15 protein-coding genes are annotated in these 13,739 nt (G+C 70.0%); 11 read left to right on the top strand and 4 right to left on the bottom strand.

The window, feature by feature from the left end:
* Positions 1 to 20: 20 nt before the first annotated feature.
* Positions 21 to 1,649: a beta-N-acetylhexosaminidase gene (locus ACSYGO_RS28530; RefSeq protein ID WP_460388139.1), complete on the bottom strand. Its 1,629-nt coding sequence runs from the start codon at positions 1,647 to 1,649 to the stop codon at positions 21 to 23.
* Between the two features lie 502 nt (positions 1,650 to 2,151).
* Between ACSYGO_RS28530 and ACSYGO_RS28525 the strand changes: the two genes are divergently transcribed.
* From ACSYGO_RS28525 to ACSYGO_RS28495, 7 genes are all read left to right on the top strand, one after another.
* On the top strand, positions 2,152 to 2,763 hold the full coding sequence (locus ACSYGO_RS28525; protein WP_426677497.1) for a 2-oxo-4-hydroxy-4-carboxy-5-ureidoimidazoline decarboxylase: 612 nt from the start codon (positions 2,152 to 2,154) through the stop codon (positions 2,761 to 2,763).
* 148 nt (positions 2,764 to 2,911) lie between these two features.
* Positions 2,912 to 3,292, top strand: a complete 381-nt coding sequence (gene sdhC / locus ACSYGO_RS28520; RefSeq protein WP_078629246.1) for a succinate dehydrogenase, cytochrome b556 subunit — start codon at positions 2,912 to 2,914, stop codon at positions 3,290 to 3,292.
* A 5-nt stretch (positions 3,293 to 3,297) separates the two neighbouring features.
* Positions 3,298 to 3,789, top strand: a complete 492-nt coding sequence (locus ACSYGO_RS28515) for a succinate dehydrogenase hydrophobic membrane anchor subunit (protein WP_426677355.1) — start codon at positions 3,298 to 3,300, stop codon at positions 3,787 to 3,789.
* A 23-nt stretch (positions 3,790 to 3,812) separates the two neighbouring features.
* Entirely contained in the window at positions 3,813 to 5,567 is a 1,755-nt protein-coding gene (gene sdhA, locus ACSYGO_RS28510; RefSeq protein ID WP_426677356.1) for a succinate dehydrogenase flavoprotein subunit, read from the top strand.
* Entirely contained in the window at positions 5,567 to 6,328 is a 762-nt protein-coding gene (locus tag ACSYGO_RS28505; protein WP_095936182.1) for a succinate dehydrogenase iron-sulfur subunit, read from the top strand. The genes sdhA and ACSYGO_RS28505 overlap by 1 nt, the downstream gene beginning before the upstream one ends.
* Positions 6,329 to 6,565: 237 nt before the next feature.
* Entirely contained in the window at positions 6,566 to 7,033 is a 468-nt protein-coding gene (locus tag ACSYGO_RS28500; RefSeq protein ID WP_426677357.1) for a hypothetical protein, read from the top strand.
* 12 nt (positions 7,034 to 7,045) lie between these two features.
* Positions 7,046 to 7,411, top strand: a complete 366-nt coding sequence (locus ACSYGO_RS28495) for a hypothetical protein (protein WP_460388137.1) — start codon at positions 7,046 to 7,048, stop codon at positions 7,409 to 7,411.
* A gap of 3 nt (positions 7,412 to 7,414) precedes the next feature.
* Here the strand turns inward: ACSYGO_RS28495 and ACSYGO_RS28490 are convergent, their stop codons facing one another.
* The 3 genes from ACSYGO_RS28490 to ACSYGO_RS28480 all read right to left on the bottom strand — a co-directional run bounded on the left by ACSYGO_RS28490 (position 7,415) and on the right by ACSYGO_RS28480 (position 11,245).
* Positions 7,415 to 8,305, bottom strand: coding sequence for a hypothetical protein (locus ACSYGO_RS28490; protein ID WP_460388136.1), 891 nt, complete (start codon positions 8,303 to 8,305; stop codon positions 7,415 to 7,417).
* 76 nt (positions 8,306 to 8,381) lie between these two features.
* Entirely contained in the window at positions 8,382 to 10,850 is a 2,469-nt protein-coding gene (locus tag ACSYGO_RS28485) for a DUF4132 domain-containing protein (RefSeq protein ID WP_460388134.1), read from the bottom strand.
* A 2-nt stretch (positions 10,851 to 10,852) separates the two neighbouring features.
* Positions 10,853 to 11,245, bottom strand: coding sequence for a hypothetical protein (locus ACSYGO_RS28480; RefSeq protein ID WP_028802932.1), 393 nt, complete (start codon positions 11,243 to 11,245; stop codon positions 10,853 to 10,855).
* A gap of 127 nt (positions 11,246 to 11,372) precedes the next feature.
* Between ACSYGO_RS28480 and ACSYGO_RS28475 the strand changes: the two genes are divergently transcribed.
* The 4 genes from ACSYGO_RS28475 to ACSYGO_RS28460 all read left to right on the top strand — a co-directional run bounded on the left by ACSYGO_RS28475 (position 11,373) and on the right by ACSYGO_RS28460 (position 13,657).
* Entirely contained in the window at positions 11,373 to 11,789 is a 417-nt protein-coding gene (locus tag ACSYGO_RS28475; RefSeq protein ID WP_426677361.1) for a VOC family protein, read from the top strand.
* Positions 11,790 to 11,899: 110 nt separating this feature from the next.
* Entirely contained in the window at positions 11,900 to 12,307 is a 408-nt protein-coding gene (locus tag ACSYGO_RS28470; RefSeq protein ID WP_095936176.1) for a hypothetical protein, read from the top strand.
* A gap of 5 nt (positions 12,308 to 12,312) precedes the next feature.
* Positions 12,313 to 12,882, top strand: coding sequence for a thiol-disulfide oxidoreductase DCC family protein (locus ACSYGO_RS28465; protein WP_426677498.1), 570 nt, complete (start codon positions 12,313 to 12,315; stop codon positions 12,880 to 12,882).
* 10 nt (positions 12,883 to 12,892) lie between these two features.
* Positions 12,893 to 13,657 carry a TetR/AcrR family transcriptional regulator gene (locus ACSYGO_RS28460; RefSeq protein ID WP_426677362.1) on the top strand — a complete coding sequence of 255 codons (765 nt, stop codon included), beginning with the start codon at positions 12,893 to 12,895 and terminating at the stop codon, positions 13,655 to 13,657.
* The last annotated feature ends 82 nt before the right edge of the window (positions 13,658 to 13,739 follow it).

Below are 13,739 nucleotides of genomic sequence, written 5' to 3'. Positions count from 1 at the left end.
ACCCCGTTGAGGGCCCGTGCTCAGTCCAGCCGGTTCGCGAGTGCCTTGAAGTCCGCCCAGGACAGCGCCGGTTTCCGGGGGTCCCACAGCTTCTGGACCGTCGCGCGCAGCGGCATGCGGATGCCGGCGGCGACCTGGTCCTGCGTCTGGGCGGCCGAGCGGTCGCACCAGACGGCGAGGCTCCCGCCGAGGATCTGGGAGTCGTACTTCGCGGACACCGCCGTCGATCCGCGCAGGACGAGCGGGGTCCACTGTTCGTAGATGCGCTGCCCGGTCGGGTACACGAAGGTCTGGGGCTCGCCGAGGACGTAGTAGAGGTACTCGTCGTTGTAGTTGATGACCTTGCGGCCTTCGCTCAGGTACTCGACCGGCAGCCGGGCCCCGATCTCCTTGCCCGTCCAGTACGCCACCTGGAGATCGGCGTCCGCCTGGACCTGGCCGCCGCGGAAGAACCCGTCGTTCCACGCCCGTGCCGTCCGGTCGTGGCCGTGGACGACGGCGGCCCGGTCGTTGAGCCAGCCGGTCGCCAGGTCGGCGACGCTCGCGCCGGGCCCGTACTTGGTGCGGGCGGCGGTGGCCAGCTGCGGGAAGGACGCCGCCGGGTTCGACACCGTCAGCGCCTGGTACTCGTCGCCGCCGAGGTGCCAGTACGGGCCGGGGAAGAGGTCCGCGTACTCGTCGAGCAGGTCGTCGAGCAGGTCCGCCGCGGCGGGCTTCGAGATGTCGACGGCGCCCCGCGTGGCGACGCCCGACACGTTGCGCAGCTGGAGGTCGGGGTGCGCGGCGATGACCGCGCCCAGGTGGCCCGGCGAGTCGATCTCGGGGACGACATCGATGTGCCGGCTCGCGGCGAGGTCGATGATCCTGCGGACCTCCGCCTTGCTGAGGTGCTCCTTCGAGACGATCTCGGGGTGCGTGTCCGACTCGATGCGGAAGCCCTGGTCGTCCGAGAAGTGCAGGCCGAGCTGGTTGAACTTCAGGTCGCCCAGCTCACGGACCCGGTCCTCGATCCAGTCGGCCGTGAAGTGCTTGCGGGCGATGTCGAGCATGAACCCGCGCTGCGCCTTCGCGGGCCGGTCGTTCACGACCCCCTCCGGCGCGGTGCCGCCGCCGTGCACCTCCTGCTTGAGGGTGCGCGTGCCGTAGAAGACTCCGGCCTCGGCGGGGGCCGTGATGGTGACCCGGCGGTTCTTGACGGTCAGGGTGTACGACTCGGGGCCCGCGCCGCCGTGGTCGAGGCCGAGCTCCACGTCGCCGTCCTTGGCTCCCGTCCGCCCCGCGTACGTCAGCTTCAGCTCTCCCGCGATCAGCCGTCCCTCGTCGGCGAGTGCCTCGTCGCGCACGACCACGCGGGCCCCGGAGGCGGGACGCCAGCCGGGCCCCCGGGCCGGGGTGTGCTCCCGTACGGCGGGAATGGTCCGGGGCGCCTGCGACAGGGGGTACGACCGGGTCGGCGAGGGCTGCGCGCCGGGCGAGGTGCCCGACCGGGCGGCCGTCGACGTCCCGGCCCCCGTCGGCTCCCCGTCGCCTCCGGGCCAGAACGCGAAGGCCACGGCGACGGCGCCCGCCACGACCACGGCCGCGCCGCCCGCGACGGCGCCCGTGCGCCGGGGCCGCCGCTTCGGTGGCCGCCGCCTGCGGCCGGTCACAGCGCGCCTCCCGTGCCGGCGGACCTGCTTCGGCAGGGAGCGGCGGCGTCCGGCGCACACCGGGAGCCGTCGGGCGCGGGCGCCGACTGCCCTCGCAGGGTGAACCGTGGGGCCGCATGTCCTCGCGCGGCTTGCGCCGTCCGGGCGAACTGTGGGGCCGTCGGATCGCGCCGGGCGTGGCGCGGCGGCCGCGGAGGTATCGAGGAGACCTCCGCGCCTCCGGGCGCTCCCCGCATACCCCCGCGAACGTTCCGCATCACGCTGCCCTCACTTCGCCACCGAGGTCCACTGCACAGCGAACCTAAGCCCAGAGCCCGCATCATCCGTCCACCGCACATTCCGAAACTCTCCCGTGCGGGTGAAATTCGGGCATCCATCGGACAGCTTCCAGCACACCTCGATAGCGTGAGTGGCACAACTTTCACTCCTTCCCCTGCCGAAACACCCGTGACGCCCACGACGTCACGGCCCGGACCTTCTCTCCCACCGCCGAGGACCTACGCTGCCGTCGCACCGTCACCCACGCCTCCCCGGCCAGGTCGCCCTCCCCGAGCAGAAGAGCGCGGCACCGTCCCCGGGCCGCCTCGCACGGTTCAACGCCGCGCCCGCCGACGTGGTCACCCGTGCCCTGCTCGCGTGCTGCGGCAGCCTGCGCTGGGCCCAGCGCCTGGCCGACCACCGGCCCTACCCGGACCTGGGCGCGCTGCTCGCCGCGGCCGACGAGGCGGCGTACGACCTGACCCCCGCCGACCTCGCCGAGGCGCTGGCCGGCGAGTCGCTCACGCTGCTGCCGGACGGCGCGTACTCCGCCGCGCACACCGCGCTGAGCGCCGCGCACGCCGCATACGAGAGCCGGTTCGGTCACGTGTTCGTCATCTGTCTCGACGACCTCGGCCCGGAGGAGGCGCTCGACCAGGTGCTGGCCGGAATCCGGGCCCGCCTGGCGAACGAGCCCGAGGAGGAACGCGTCCTGACGGCCGAGGAGCTCAGGCGACTCGCCCGGGGACGCATCTCCCGGCTTGTACGTACGTTCGACGATCCGTCCGGATCTCGTCCGGAAACAGCGGAATCAACGGATTCGGGCCACCCGGATAGCCCGTACGTGCCTGTTTGATTGCCTGTTTGATCACACCAGCGGGGCCGCTGTAAGCGTTCCGACAAGTCGTCGCTACGATGGCCGGGGCCGGTGGACCGTACCCGGCCGGGCCCGACCGACACAGAAGCCGGCGCGGCCCCAATCCCCGCTCCCGGAGGGTTCTTCCGTGCCGGCTGGAACGCTGTACCGCGGCCGGGAAGGAATGTGGTCCTGGGTGGCTCACCGAGTCACCGGCGTCCTCATCTTCTTCTTCCTGTTCGTACACGTGCTGGACACCGCTCTCGTCCGTGTCTCCCCCGAGGACTACGACAAGGTCGTGTCCACGTACAAGACGCCGATCGTCGCGCTGCTGGAGTACGGCCTCGTCGCCGCCATCCTCTTCCACGCGCTCAACGGCCTGCGCGTCATCGCCGTCGACTTCTGGTCGAAGGGCCCGCGCTACCAGAAGCAGATGCTCTGGTCCGTCGTCGGTATCTGGATCGTGCTGATGGCCGGGGCGCTCTACCCCGTCCTCGGTCACGCATTCCGCGAAGTCTTCGGGAGCTGACGCAGATGTCCACTACTGACACCGCCGCTTCCGGCATCGGCCCCGTCGAGGGCGCGGGCGCATTCTCGGCGTACAGCGTCGACAACCCCGCCCCGGTCATCGAGGCCCCCCGCAAGCGCACCAAGAAGACCCCGAAGTCGACCCGCGGCAATTTCGAGATGTACGGCTGGCTGTTCATGCGCCTGTCCGGCATCGTCCTGGTCGTCCTGGTCATCGGCCACCTGCTCATCCAGCTCGTCCTCGACGGCGGCGTCTCCAAGGTCGGCTTCGCCTTCGTGGCCGGCCGCTGGGCCAACCCGTGGTGGCAGGTCTGGGACCTCGCGATGCTGTGGCTCGCCATGCTGCACGGCGCCAACGGCCTGCGTACCGTCATCAACGACTACGCGGAGCGCGCCGACACGCGCCTTTGGCTGAAGGGCCTGCTGTACACCGCCACGGTGTTCACGATCCTGCTGGGCACGCTGGTGATCTTCACCTTCGACCCGAACATCCGCTAGGCACGGGGCTGAGGCAACCACTCATGAAGATCCACAAGTACGACACCGTCATCGTCGGCGCCGGTGGCGCCGGCATGCGCGCCGCCATCGAGGCGACGAAGCGCAGCCGCACCGCCGTGCTGACGAAGCTCTACCCGACCCGCTCCCACACGGGCGCCGCGCAGGGCGGCATGGCCGCCGCGCTCGCCAACGTGGAGGAGGACAACTGGGAGTGGCACACCTTCGACACGGTCAAGGGCGGTGACTACCTGGTCGACCAGGACGCCGCCGAGATCCTGGCGAAGGAGGCCATCGACTCGGTCCTCGACCTGGAGAAGATGGGCCTTCCGTTCAACCGGACGCCCGACGGGACGATCGACCAGCGCCGCTTCGGCGGCCACAGCCGCAACCACGGCGAGGCCCCGGTCCGCCGCTCCTGCTACGCGGCCGACCGCACCGGTCACATGATCCTCCAGACGCTGTACCAGAACTGCGTGAAGGAGGGCGTGGAGTTCTTCAACGAGTTCTACGTCCTCGACCAGCTGATCACCGAGGTCGACGGGGTCAAGCGCTCGGCGGGCGTCGTCGCCTACGAGCTCGCGACCGGCGAGATCCACGTCTTCCAGGCGAAGGCCGTGATCTACGCGTCCGGCGGCACCGGCAAGTTCTTCAAGGTGACCTCCAACGCGCACACGCTGACCGGTGACGGCCAGGCCGCCGTCTACCGCCGCGGGCTGCCGCTGGAGGACATGGAGTTCTTCCAGTTCCACCCGACCGGCATCTGGCGCATGGGCATCCTGCTGACGGAGGGCGCCCGCGGTGAGGGCGGCATCCTCCGCAACAAGGACGGCGAGCGCTTCATGGAGAAGTACGCGCCGGTCATGAAGGACCTCGCGTCCCGTGACGTCGTCTCCCGCTCCATCTACACGGAGATCCGCGAGGGCCGCGGCTGCGGTCCCGAGGGCGACCACGTCTACCTCGACCTCACGCACCTCCCGCCGGAGCAGCTCGACGCCAAGCTGCCCGACATCACGGAGTTTGCGCGCACCTACCTCGGCATCGAGCCCTACACGGACCCGATCCCGATCCAGCCCACCGCGCACTACGCGATGGGCGGCATCCCGACGAACGTCGAGGGTGAGGTCCTGTCGGACAACACCACCGTCGTCCCGGGCCTGTACGCCGCCGGCGAGGTCGCCTGTGTCTCCGTGCACGGCGCCAACCGCCTCGGCACCAACTCGCTCCTGGACATCAACGTGTTCGGGCGCCGCGCCGGCATCGCCGCCGCCGAGTACTCGGCGAAGGCCGACTACGTCGAGCTGCCGGAGAACCCGTCCGAGCAGGTCGTCGCGCAGGTCGAGCAGCTGCGGGCCTCCACCGGCACCGAGCGGGTCGCGGAGATCCGCCGGGAGCTCCAGGAGTGCATGGACGCCAACGTGATGGTGTTCCGCACCGAGCAGACGATCAAGACGGCGGTCGAGAAGATCGCCGAGCTGCGCGAGCGGTACAAGAACGTCTCGATCCAGGACAAGGGCAAGCGGTTCAACACGGACCTGCTGGAGGCCATCGAGCTGGGCAACCTGCTCGACCTGGCCGAGGTCATGGCCGTGTCCGCCCTCGCCCGCAAGGAGTCCCGCGGCGGTCACTACCGCGAGGACTACCCGAACCGCGACGACGTCAACTTCATGCGCCACACCATGGCGTACCGCGAGGTCGGCGACGACGGCACCGAGTCCATCCGTCTCGACTACAAGCCGGTCGTCCAGACCCGCTACCAGCCGATGGAGCGTAAGTACTGATGGCTACCCCTGTTCTGGACAAGGTCGAGGCGGAGTCCGCCGCCTCTCCCTACATCACCGTCACCTTCCGGATCCGCCGCTTCAACCCGGAGATCTCGGCGGAGGCGGTCTGGGAAGACTTCCAGCTGGAGATCGACCCGAAGGAGCGCGTCCTCGACGGTCTGCACAAGATCAAGTGGGACGTCGACGGCACGCTGACCTTCCGTCGCTCCTGCGCGCACGGCATCTGCGGCTCGGACGCCATGCGGATCAACGGCAAGAACCGCCTTGCCTGCAAGACGCTGATCAAGGACATCAACCCCGAGAAGCCGATCACGGTCGAGCCCATCAAGGGCCTGACGGTCCTCAAGGACCTGGTCGTCGACATGGAGCCGTTCTTCCAGGCGTACCGCGACGTCATGCCCTTCCTCATCACGAAGGACACGAACGAGCCGACGCGTGAGCGTTTCCAGACCGCCGAGGACCGCGAGCGCTTCGACGACACGACCAAGTGCATCCTGTGCGCGGCGTGCACGTCCTCGTGCCCGGTGTTCTGGAACGACGGCCAGTACTTCGGTCCGGCCGCCATCGTGAACGCCCACCGCTTCATCTTCGACTCGCGCGACGAGGCGGGCGAGCAGCGCCTGGAGATCCTCAACGACAAGGACGGCGTGTGGCGTTGCCGCACGACGTTCAACTGCACGGACGCCTGCCCGCGCGGCATCGAGGTCACCAAGGCGATCCAGGAAGTGAAGAGGGCGCTGATCACTCGGCGTTTCTGACGTTCCTCTCAGTTCGTCACCGAGGGCCCCGCTCCATCCAGGAGTGGGGCCCTCGGGTTTTGTCGCCACTTTGGCGATTTCGGTCGGGTTCCGACACTGCTGAACGAAATATTCCACTGTCACACTGCCAACCGGGGATTGGGGGGCCTGGTGACCGGAGGGACGTCGGGATCGTCGGGTGGTGGCGGCTACGCCCCGAAGCACGGGTACGGTGCAGCGGCGAAAGAAGCGCACTTCGTGGCGGCTCCCCTGCTCACAGCGGCGGCGCTCTCCCTGGCGGGCGTTGTGGCCGGGGCGGACGACGAGTTCCGCTGGCCGGGGGCAACACTCGTCCTGCTGGTGATCACAGCCATGACACTGATCTTCAGCATGCAACTCGCCTACAACGCCCGCCTCTACCTCTTCGGCGTGGAGGACCTCAGGAATCACTACGCAGGCCTGAGGGGCGAAGGAGTCGTACCCGACCTGCGGATCCAACAGGAGTACACGGCTGCCGACCGGCGCTGGCGTGAGGGCCACAGGAACGCCGTCCTCGCCTTCAATACCGGAACCACACTTCTCGGCCTGGGCATAGCCGCGTCCCTCGCGCCGCCCGACTGCGGAAAGCAGGCGGTCTGGCGCTGGACTGCTGCGGCCATCGTGCTGGCGGGTACGGCCGCGGACACGATCTGGGTGTTCTGGAAGCTTCGCGATGTCCGGACCTGAACGGAGGAGAACATGGCACACGATGCAGTGCATGCCGTACTGCCCGGTGAGGTTCCGCCCGGCATGCTGTGTCCGGACTGCGCTCGGGAAATCCCACCGCAGGCGATCGGTTCTCGGATGCGCCGTAAGCCCACTCTCCAGGCGGCCTACGAGGCCGCGCTCGCGCTGAATCCCGAGGCTCTCAGGAAGCACTTGGACCCGGCGAGGAACTCCTTCGAGCACGGCATCATGCAGAACGGGGACCAGATTCGGCCATGCCGTTTCAACGGCTACCCTTCATGGTTCCTCGCCCACTGCCGCACCGTCGAGGAAGTGGAAGCCTGGCTGCCCAAACTGAGCCCGTGGTGGCCCCTTCCGACCCCTCCCAGCGGGCGCTGACCCTCACTGGTCGCCCGACACTCGGTGATCGTACGCAACGTCGTCCGTTCCATTGCCCGCAAGGAGTTGGGAGAGGCGGAAGAACGTCTCCTCCTCTCCGTCCGAGTCCGGGGGCAAGGGCTGGTGCAGGGCCGTGAGCAGGTCGAAGCGGTGCAGATCGTACGCCACGTGCATCAGACCGGAGTACGTCTGCGCCGCTGTCACCGCGCCCTTGTAGGCAACCGCGGCCAGCAACAGGGTCACTGCGCACGTCCACCATCGGGACGGCTCGTCGTACAGGGCCGCGGCGCCCGTCGCAGTGAGAGCCAGGAACGACCAGCACAGGTTGACCGAGGTGTCGAGGGCGTCGCGGGTGGAGCGGAGCATGCCCGCCATGCGGTCGGAGACCTGGGGGTAGAGGCGGGGCCACGAGGTCAGTGTGGTCAGGCCGTAGCGTTCGCCTGCGCTCAGTTCGCCGGCTCGCAGGGCGTTGCCCAGGGATGTGGGCAGGAGTACGTCGGCAGGTGGCTGAGCGGCGAGGCGACGGCGGGCGTCCGTCTGGATCCGCCGGGCCGTGTTCCCTGCTGTGGTCCATTCGGCGCGTTTCCGCAGCGCCTGCCATCGTCTGCGCTGCACCTCGGACAGCACCCCGGCAAGCACCGCAGTGAGCGCCCAGCGGTCCCAGTACCCCTCCAGCACACGGACCGCCCGGACCTGGAAGGGCTGCAGCAGGAGGCCGAGGAGGGATGCGCACACGGTGACCACGAGGAGCGCGCCGACTGCGGTGAGCGGACGCTCCGGCACCGCCGCACCCCAGTCACTGCGCCCCGAAAAGCTGCCTGCCCGCACGAGTGCGAGTACGCCCGTGACGAACAGGGCGCAGGGTGCGAACTGGACCGCCAACACCCGTCGCACGCAGCTCGCCCTCCCCTTGCGCCCCTCGCGTTCTCAGTATGGGTACAGGAGGGACACGTGGTCCGTGCGGGGAGGGCTACAACTGACTCAGGATCGAAGGGTCCGTGATCCCCGTGTCGTCCGCCAGGAGGAGCGCCTTGCTGAGGATCACGCCCAGCATGCGGTCGCCCTCGAAGGGGAGGTAGCCGGTTCCCGGGGCCGCGGCGCCGGACTTGGGGACGATGCACAGGTACTGGTCGTTCGGGGTCATGAGGATGTTGCCCGAGCCGAGGTGGATCTTGTACGTGTGGCGTTCGCCCCTGACGTGCAGGAAGCGGCCCTCCAGGGTGCAGCGGTCGGCTATCGCCAGGCGCGGGACCAGGCGGTCCAGGAGGGCTCGGCGGGTCTCGGCGCTCTGGTTCAGCTCGCCGAAGCCGTACGTCGTCCAGTACTCGCGGAAGCGTCCGCCGGGGCCGCCGTCCTGCCAGGTCGGGTCGTTCCCGACGCTTCCGACGCCGACGAACAGGTCCACGTCGCACAGGACTTCGGACAGGACGAGGGGCGGGACATCGGTGAGCGGGACGGGCTCCACCGGCTCCTGCCCGTCCCGCAGCCACATGCGGTACTCGCCGCCGCAGCAGTGCGCCGAGTTCTCCGGGGCGTCGATCGGATAGAAGCGGACCTGGTCGGTGCGCAGGCGCAGATAGCTGCCCGACTCGGTGGTGTCCTCGCCGTACTCCTCGCCGTCGCCCTCGACCCAGTACTCGGCGCGCAGGCCCCACTGGGGCAGGTCGCGTGAGGCGGGCGGCGCCTCGTCGTCGACGCACAGACGGAGCTTGTTGCGCCAGCCCCTGATCGCGGCGAGGGAGTTGAACTGGTGCTGGCGCAGGATGTGCGCCGCGAAACGGTTCGAGTAGGTGCCCGTGGCGCGCTCGGCGTCCGTGAGCAGGTACACCTCGCGGTGGGCCTGCTTGAAGGGCTGGGTGATCTCGTGCCGCTCCAGCCAGTCCCGCCAGGCGACGACCTCGGCGGGCGCGCGGCCGACGGGGTGCCACAGTTCGGCTTCGGAGCCGTCGGTCACGGGCTCGTCGGCGAGGGTGCGCAGCTCGCCGTCCGCGAACCCGGCGGGCGTGCCGTCGACGGTCCACAGGAGACGGCGGGCGAGCGTGCCCACCAGAGGATGGTCGAGGTAGCGCTCGCGCCACGCGCCGTACGCCCAGGTGCGCCGGGCGAGGAACTGGCGGTCCAGACGCTCCGCCTGCGCCGACAGCATCCTGTCGATGTCCTTGACCGCCGCCTTCAGCTCCTTGAGCTCCTCGGCGTGGTCGCGCCGCACCGTCGCGGGCACCGCCTTCACCGGCTTGCCCGCCGCGTTGCGCCAGCTCAGCACCGCCCGGGAGCCGTGGACGTCGAGCGTCGCGGTGGCCTCGCCGAACCGGTGCACGGCCCTGCCGACCTCGTCGAGGCCGTACGCCGGGACGGCCAGTTCCTCGATCTCCTCCCGGCTCAGCCCGAGGGCCACGGCCCGCGCCTCCAGTGCGCCGTCGAGCAGCTTCGCCGTGTTCTTGTACGTCACCCGGGTGGCGAGCCGGGCGAGTTCGGCGAGCGCGGCCTCGCTGTCGATGCGGGTGAGGGCGACGACCCCGGCGTTGGCGACCTTCGGATTGCGCGGGCCGAGTCCGGCGACCTTCTTCAGGGAGGTCTCGACGAGCGTGCCGAGCGCCCTGGCGGTGCCGGGGTGGGCGGGCAGGAGGGAGAGCAGCCAGGCGAGGCCGCGCAGCGCGTTGGCGTTCCAGGGGTCGTACGCGTTGTTGATGTCCGCCTCCCACGACCTGCGCTCCAGCGGGAGGGTCCGGGGGCGGCCGACGAGGGCGAGCCAGGGCAGCACGGTGTCGCGGACGCGGTCCGGGCCGAGGGCGTCGATGAGCGCGGCGGCCCGCTTGTCCCATGTGGCGCTGGGCTTGGAGGCGGTGGCCGAGGCGGCGTGGGCGAGCAGCGCGCGCCAGGGGTCGTCGGGCCCGGAGAGGTGTTCCATGGCCGTCTCGGCCCACTCCTCCCCGACGTTGAGGACCGGTTCGGTGAGCTTCTTCGCCAGTTCGCCCAGCTCGTGGGAGCGGTACGCGTCCATGGCGGTGCGGCGGAAGACCGCGACGACGGCGGGGGCGAGGGGGCGTCCGGCGGCCAGCTCCGCCTCGGCCAGGACGTCGAGCCGTGCCGCGTACCAGAAGGAGTGCTGCCGGCCGAGCTCGTCGAGCTGCTTGAGGCGTTCGGGGACGAGCCGGTCGCCGGGGAGGTCTCTGGCGAGGATGCCGATCAGCGTCATCGCGTTGCTCTTGGCGGCCGATTCCTCCCCGACCGAGTGGTAGCGCGCCACCAGGGCGTCGGCGAGCACGGTCCGCCGCTCGACGGGCAGTTCGCGCAGCAGGTCGAGCATCGTCGCCCAGCCGCCGCCCCAGTGGCCCTTGTTCTCCAGGGCGGCCTTGAGGGCCAGGTCGGCGACCTTGCCCATGTTGTCCTCGGCGATCCGGTTGCGGATGCGCTGTTCGTAGGACCGCGTGCCGGTCATGGTCAGCCCCCCACCAGTGCGACGAGCTTCAGGAAGGTGACCTCGGTGCCGAGGACGAGGTCGATCTCCTCATCGAGGTCGGTCAGCTGCCGGTCCCCGACGAGCACCAGGAAACCGTTCCCCGCGAAGGCCGCGAGGGCCAGGTCCGTCTGCGCCTGCGGGTCTATCCGCCGGGGCGTGCGCAACGCGTATCCGTTCAGCACGCGCTCGGTGTCCTCCGGCTGCACCAGCCCCTGGAACACCCCCGTGGCACGCGCGTTGTACTCGGCGACCTCCTGGAAGACCCTGCGCCGGATCAACTCGCGCAACGCGAGCCGCTCCTCGGCGATCTCGACCCCCCAGCCGGCGCTCCGGCCCCCACTCGTCGTCTCGTCGACGAACGTCACCATTCCCATGCCGAAGACCGTACGAGACGCCACTGACAACGGACGGGCCCGAGGTTCCTCATCCCAATGGGTGATCGCGGGCCGGGCCCGCGGTCGGCTCTGCTCCGCGGTCGGTCAGGATCCCTAACCTGATGACATGTCAGATGACGTGTCATACGAACTGCTCGGAATCGACAACGTGCTGCTGCCCGTCGGGAATCTCGACGAGGCGGTCCGCTTCTACGAGCTGGCCGGTTTCCCGGTGGCGTTCCGGCTCGACGAGGCCGGGATCGCCGCGTTGAAGGTGGGCGGCGAGACGCCGGGCGTGCTGCTGCGGCTGGACGAGGAGCTGAGCCACCGGCCGCCGCCGTGGGCCGTGCCGCGGGTGTGGCTGGAGGTCCGGGACGCCCGCGCCGCGGCGATCGCTCTCGCCGCGGCGGGGATCCGGCCGCTGGACGCCCCCTTCCCCGTCGCCACCGGATGGACCGTCGAGATCGCCGACCCCTGGGGCAACGTCGTGGGCCTCACGGACTACAACAAGCGGCCCGAACTGGCCCGCGCCGCACGGACATAGCGACGGCGCGCGGGCGACCGCACGCCCACCCCTCGACTTGAACATGTTCAAAAGGAGGTCTACATTCATTCCCGACAGCGTTTTGAACGCGTTCAAGAAGGGGTGGGGACATGGACCTCACAGTCGTCGCGTACGTCATCTACCTGCTGGTCAGCATCGCGCTGACCGTCTGGGTGGCACGCACCCTGAGCCGCAACGGACGGATCTTCCTGGCCGACGTGCTGCACGGCAACGAGAAGCTCGCCGACGCCGTCAACCACCTGCTGGTGGTCGGCTTCTACCTGGTCAACCTGGGCTTCGTCGCGCTCTACCTGAACCAGGACGAGACGATCGGCAACGCCAGGGAGGTCTTCGAGGCCCTGTCGACCAAGCTCGGCGTCGTCCTGCTCGTCCTCGGGGTCATGCACCTGGGGAACGTCTACGTGCTCAACAAGATCCGGCGCCGCGGCGTGATGGAGCGGGAGCAGCTGCCGCCCGTCGCACCCACCGGCTGGGTCGCGCCGACGGCCGGGGCGTGACCCCGGTGGCCGGCGCCGCCGCCACCGGGAACCGGGACGCCGCGCGCGTCCCGGTCCTCGGGCTCACCGTCCTTTACGACGCTCAGTGCCCGCTGTGCGGCTTCCTCCGTGACTGGCTGGCGCGCCAGCCCTGCCTGGTCCCCCTCCGGTTCGTGCCGGCCGCGTCGGCCGAGGCCCGGCAGCGCTTCCCGGAGCTCGATCACGCGGCGACCCTCGGCGAGATCACCGTCGTCGGGGACGGCGGACAGGTCTACAAGGGGCCCGCCGCCTGGATCGTGACCCTCTGGGCGCTGCGCGAGCACCGGCCGCTCGCGCACCGGCTGAGCACACCGGCCGGCTCCCGGCTGGCGAAGGGCGCGGTCCTCGCCGCCGCGAAGTGGCGCGGGGCCCACGCGAACGGTCAGTGGTCCGGCTCCCCCGGCAACGGGCAGTGGTCCGGCTCCCCCGACCGCGGTCAGTGGGGCGGCGGCGCCTACCACTGGGGCGACGGATGGCGTTACGAACCGGGCTCGGGATGGACGTACGAGCCGCCCGCCTGCGACAGCGGGGCCTGCTCCACGGGGCCCACTCGTTAGGCTCGTCCCCGTGCCAGCACCGACAGACCGCCCCGGTCCCGACGAGAGCCCCGAGAAGGGGTCCGCCAAGAGCCCCGCGAAGAGCGAGCAGACCCGTGCCCTGATCCTGGAGACGGCGATGCGCCTGTTCCAGGAGCGGGGCTACGACAAGACGACCATGCGGGCCATCGCGAAGGAGGCCGGGGTCTCCGTCGGGAACGCGTACTACTACTTCGACGGCAAGGAACACCTGATCCAGGGCTTCTACGACCGGATCGCGGCCGAGCACCAGGTGGCGGTGCGGGAGGTGCTGGACCGCGAGACGGACCTGGAGGCCCGGATCGGCGGTGTGCTGAAGGCCTGGCTGGACATCGCGACCCCGTACCACGAGTTCGCGGTGCAGTTCTTCAAGAACGCCGCCGACCCGGACAGCCCGCTCAGCCCCTTCTCCCCGGAGTCGGAGCACGCGCGCGTGGAGGCCATCAGCGTCCACCGGGAAGTGCTCGCCGGGGCGAAGACCAAGGTGCCGGAGGAACTGCGGGACGTGCTGCCCGAGTTGCTGTGGCTCTCCCAGATGGGACTCGTCCTGTACTGGGTGTTCGACCGCACGGAAGGACGCGAGCGCAGCTACCGGCTCGCCGAGCGGGGCGCCCGCCTCACCGCGCGCGGAGTCTCCCTCGCCCGCTTCCGCGTCCTGCGGCCGCTCGTCCTCGAGGTGCACGAACTGTTCACGGACTTCCTGCCCGGCATGACCAAGGCGCTGCCCGACCCGTCGAAGCCGAAGAAGAAGGGCTGAGGGCTGTCCCGTCATCCCTGGTGGATCAGCGCGCGGCGTCGGATGCGGCGCATCGCAAGGCGGAGGGCCGTCCTCATGCCGG

The sequence above is a fragment of the Streptomyces krungchingensis genome (assembly GCF_054729265.1).
Note: the sequence above shows the minus strand (reverse complement) of the source record. Positions and strands in the feature narration are given on the sequence as shown.

Coding starts and splice junctions, on each gene's coding strand:
- ACSYGO_RS28515 (WP_426677355.1), top strand. CDS start 3,298: ATGTCCACTACTGACACCGCCGCTTCCGGCATCGGCCCCGTCGAGGGC.
- ACSYGO_RS28475 (WP_426677361.1), top strand. CDS start 11,373: ATGTCAGATGACGTGTCATACGAACTGCTCGGAATCGACAACGTGCTG.
- sdhA (WP_426677356.1), top strand. CDS start 3,813: ATGAAGATCCACAAGTACGACACCGTCATCGTCGGCGCCGGTGGCGCC.
- ACSYGO_RS28485 (WP_460388134.1), bottom strand. CDS start 10,850: ATGACCGGCACGCGGTCCTACGAACAGCGCATCCGCAACCGGATCGCC.
- ACSYGO_RS28495 (WP_460388137.1), top strand. CDS start 7,046: ATGGCACACGATGCAGTGCATGCCGTACTGCCCGGTGAGGTTCCGCCC.
- ACSYGO_RS28505 (WP_095936182.1), top strand. CDS start 5,567: ATGGCTACCCCTGTTCTGGACAAGGTCGAGGCGGAGTCCGCCGCCTCT.
- ACSYGO_RS28470 (WP_095936176.1), top strand. CDS start 11,900: ATGGACCTCACAGTCGTCGCGTACGTCATCTACCTGCTGGTCAGCATC.
- ACSYGO_RS28480 (WP_028802932.1), bottom strand. CDS start 11,245: ATGGGAATGGTGACGTTCGTCGACGAGACGACGAGTGGGGGCCGGAGC.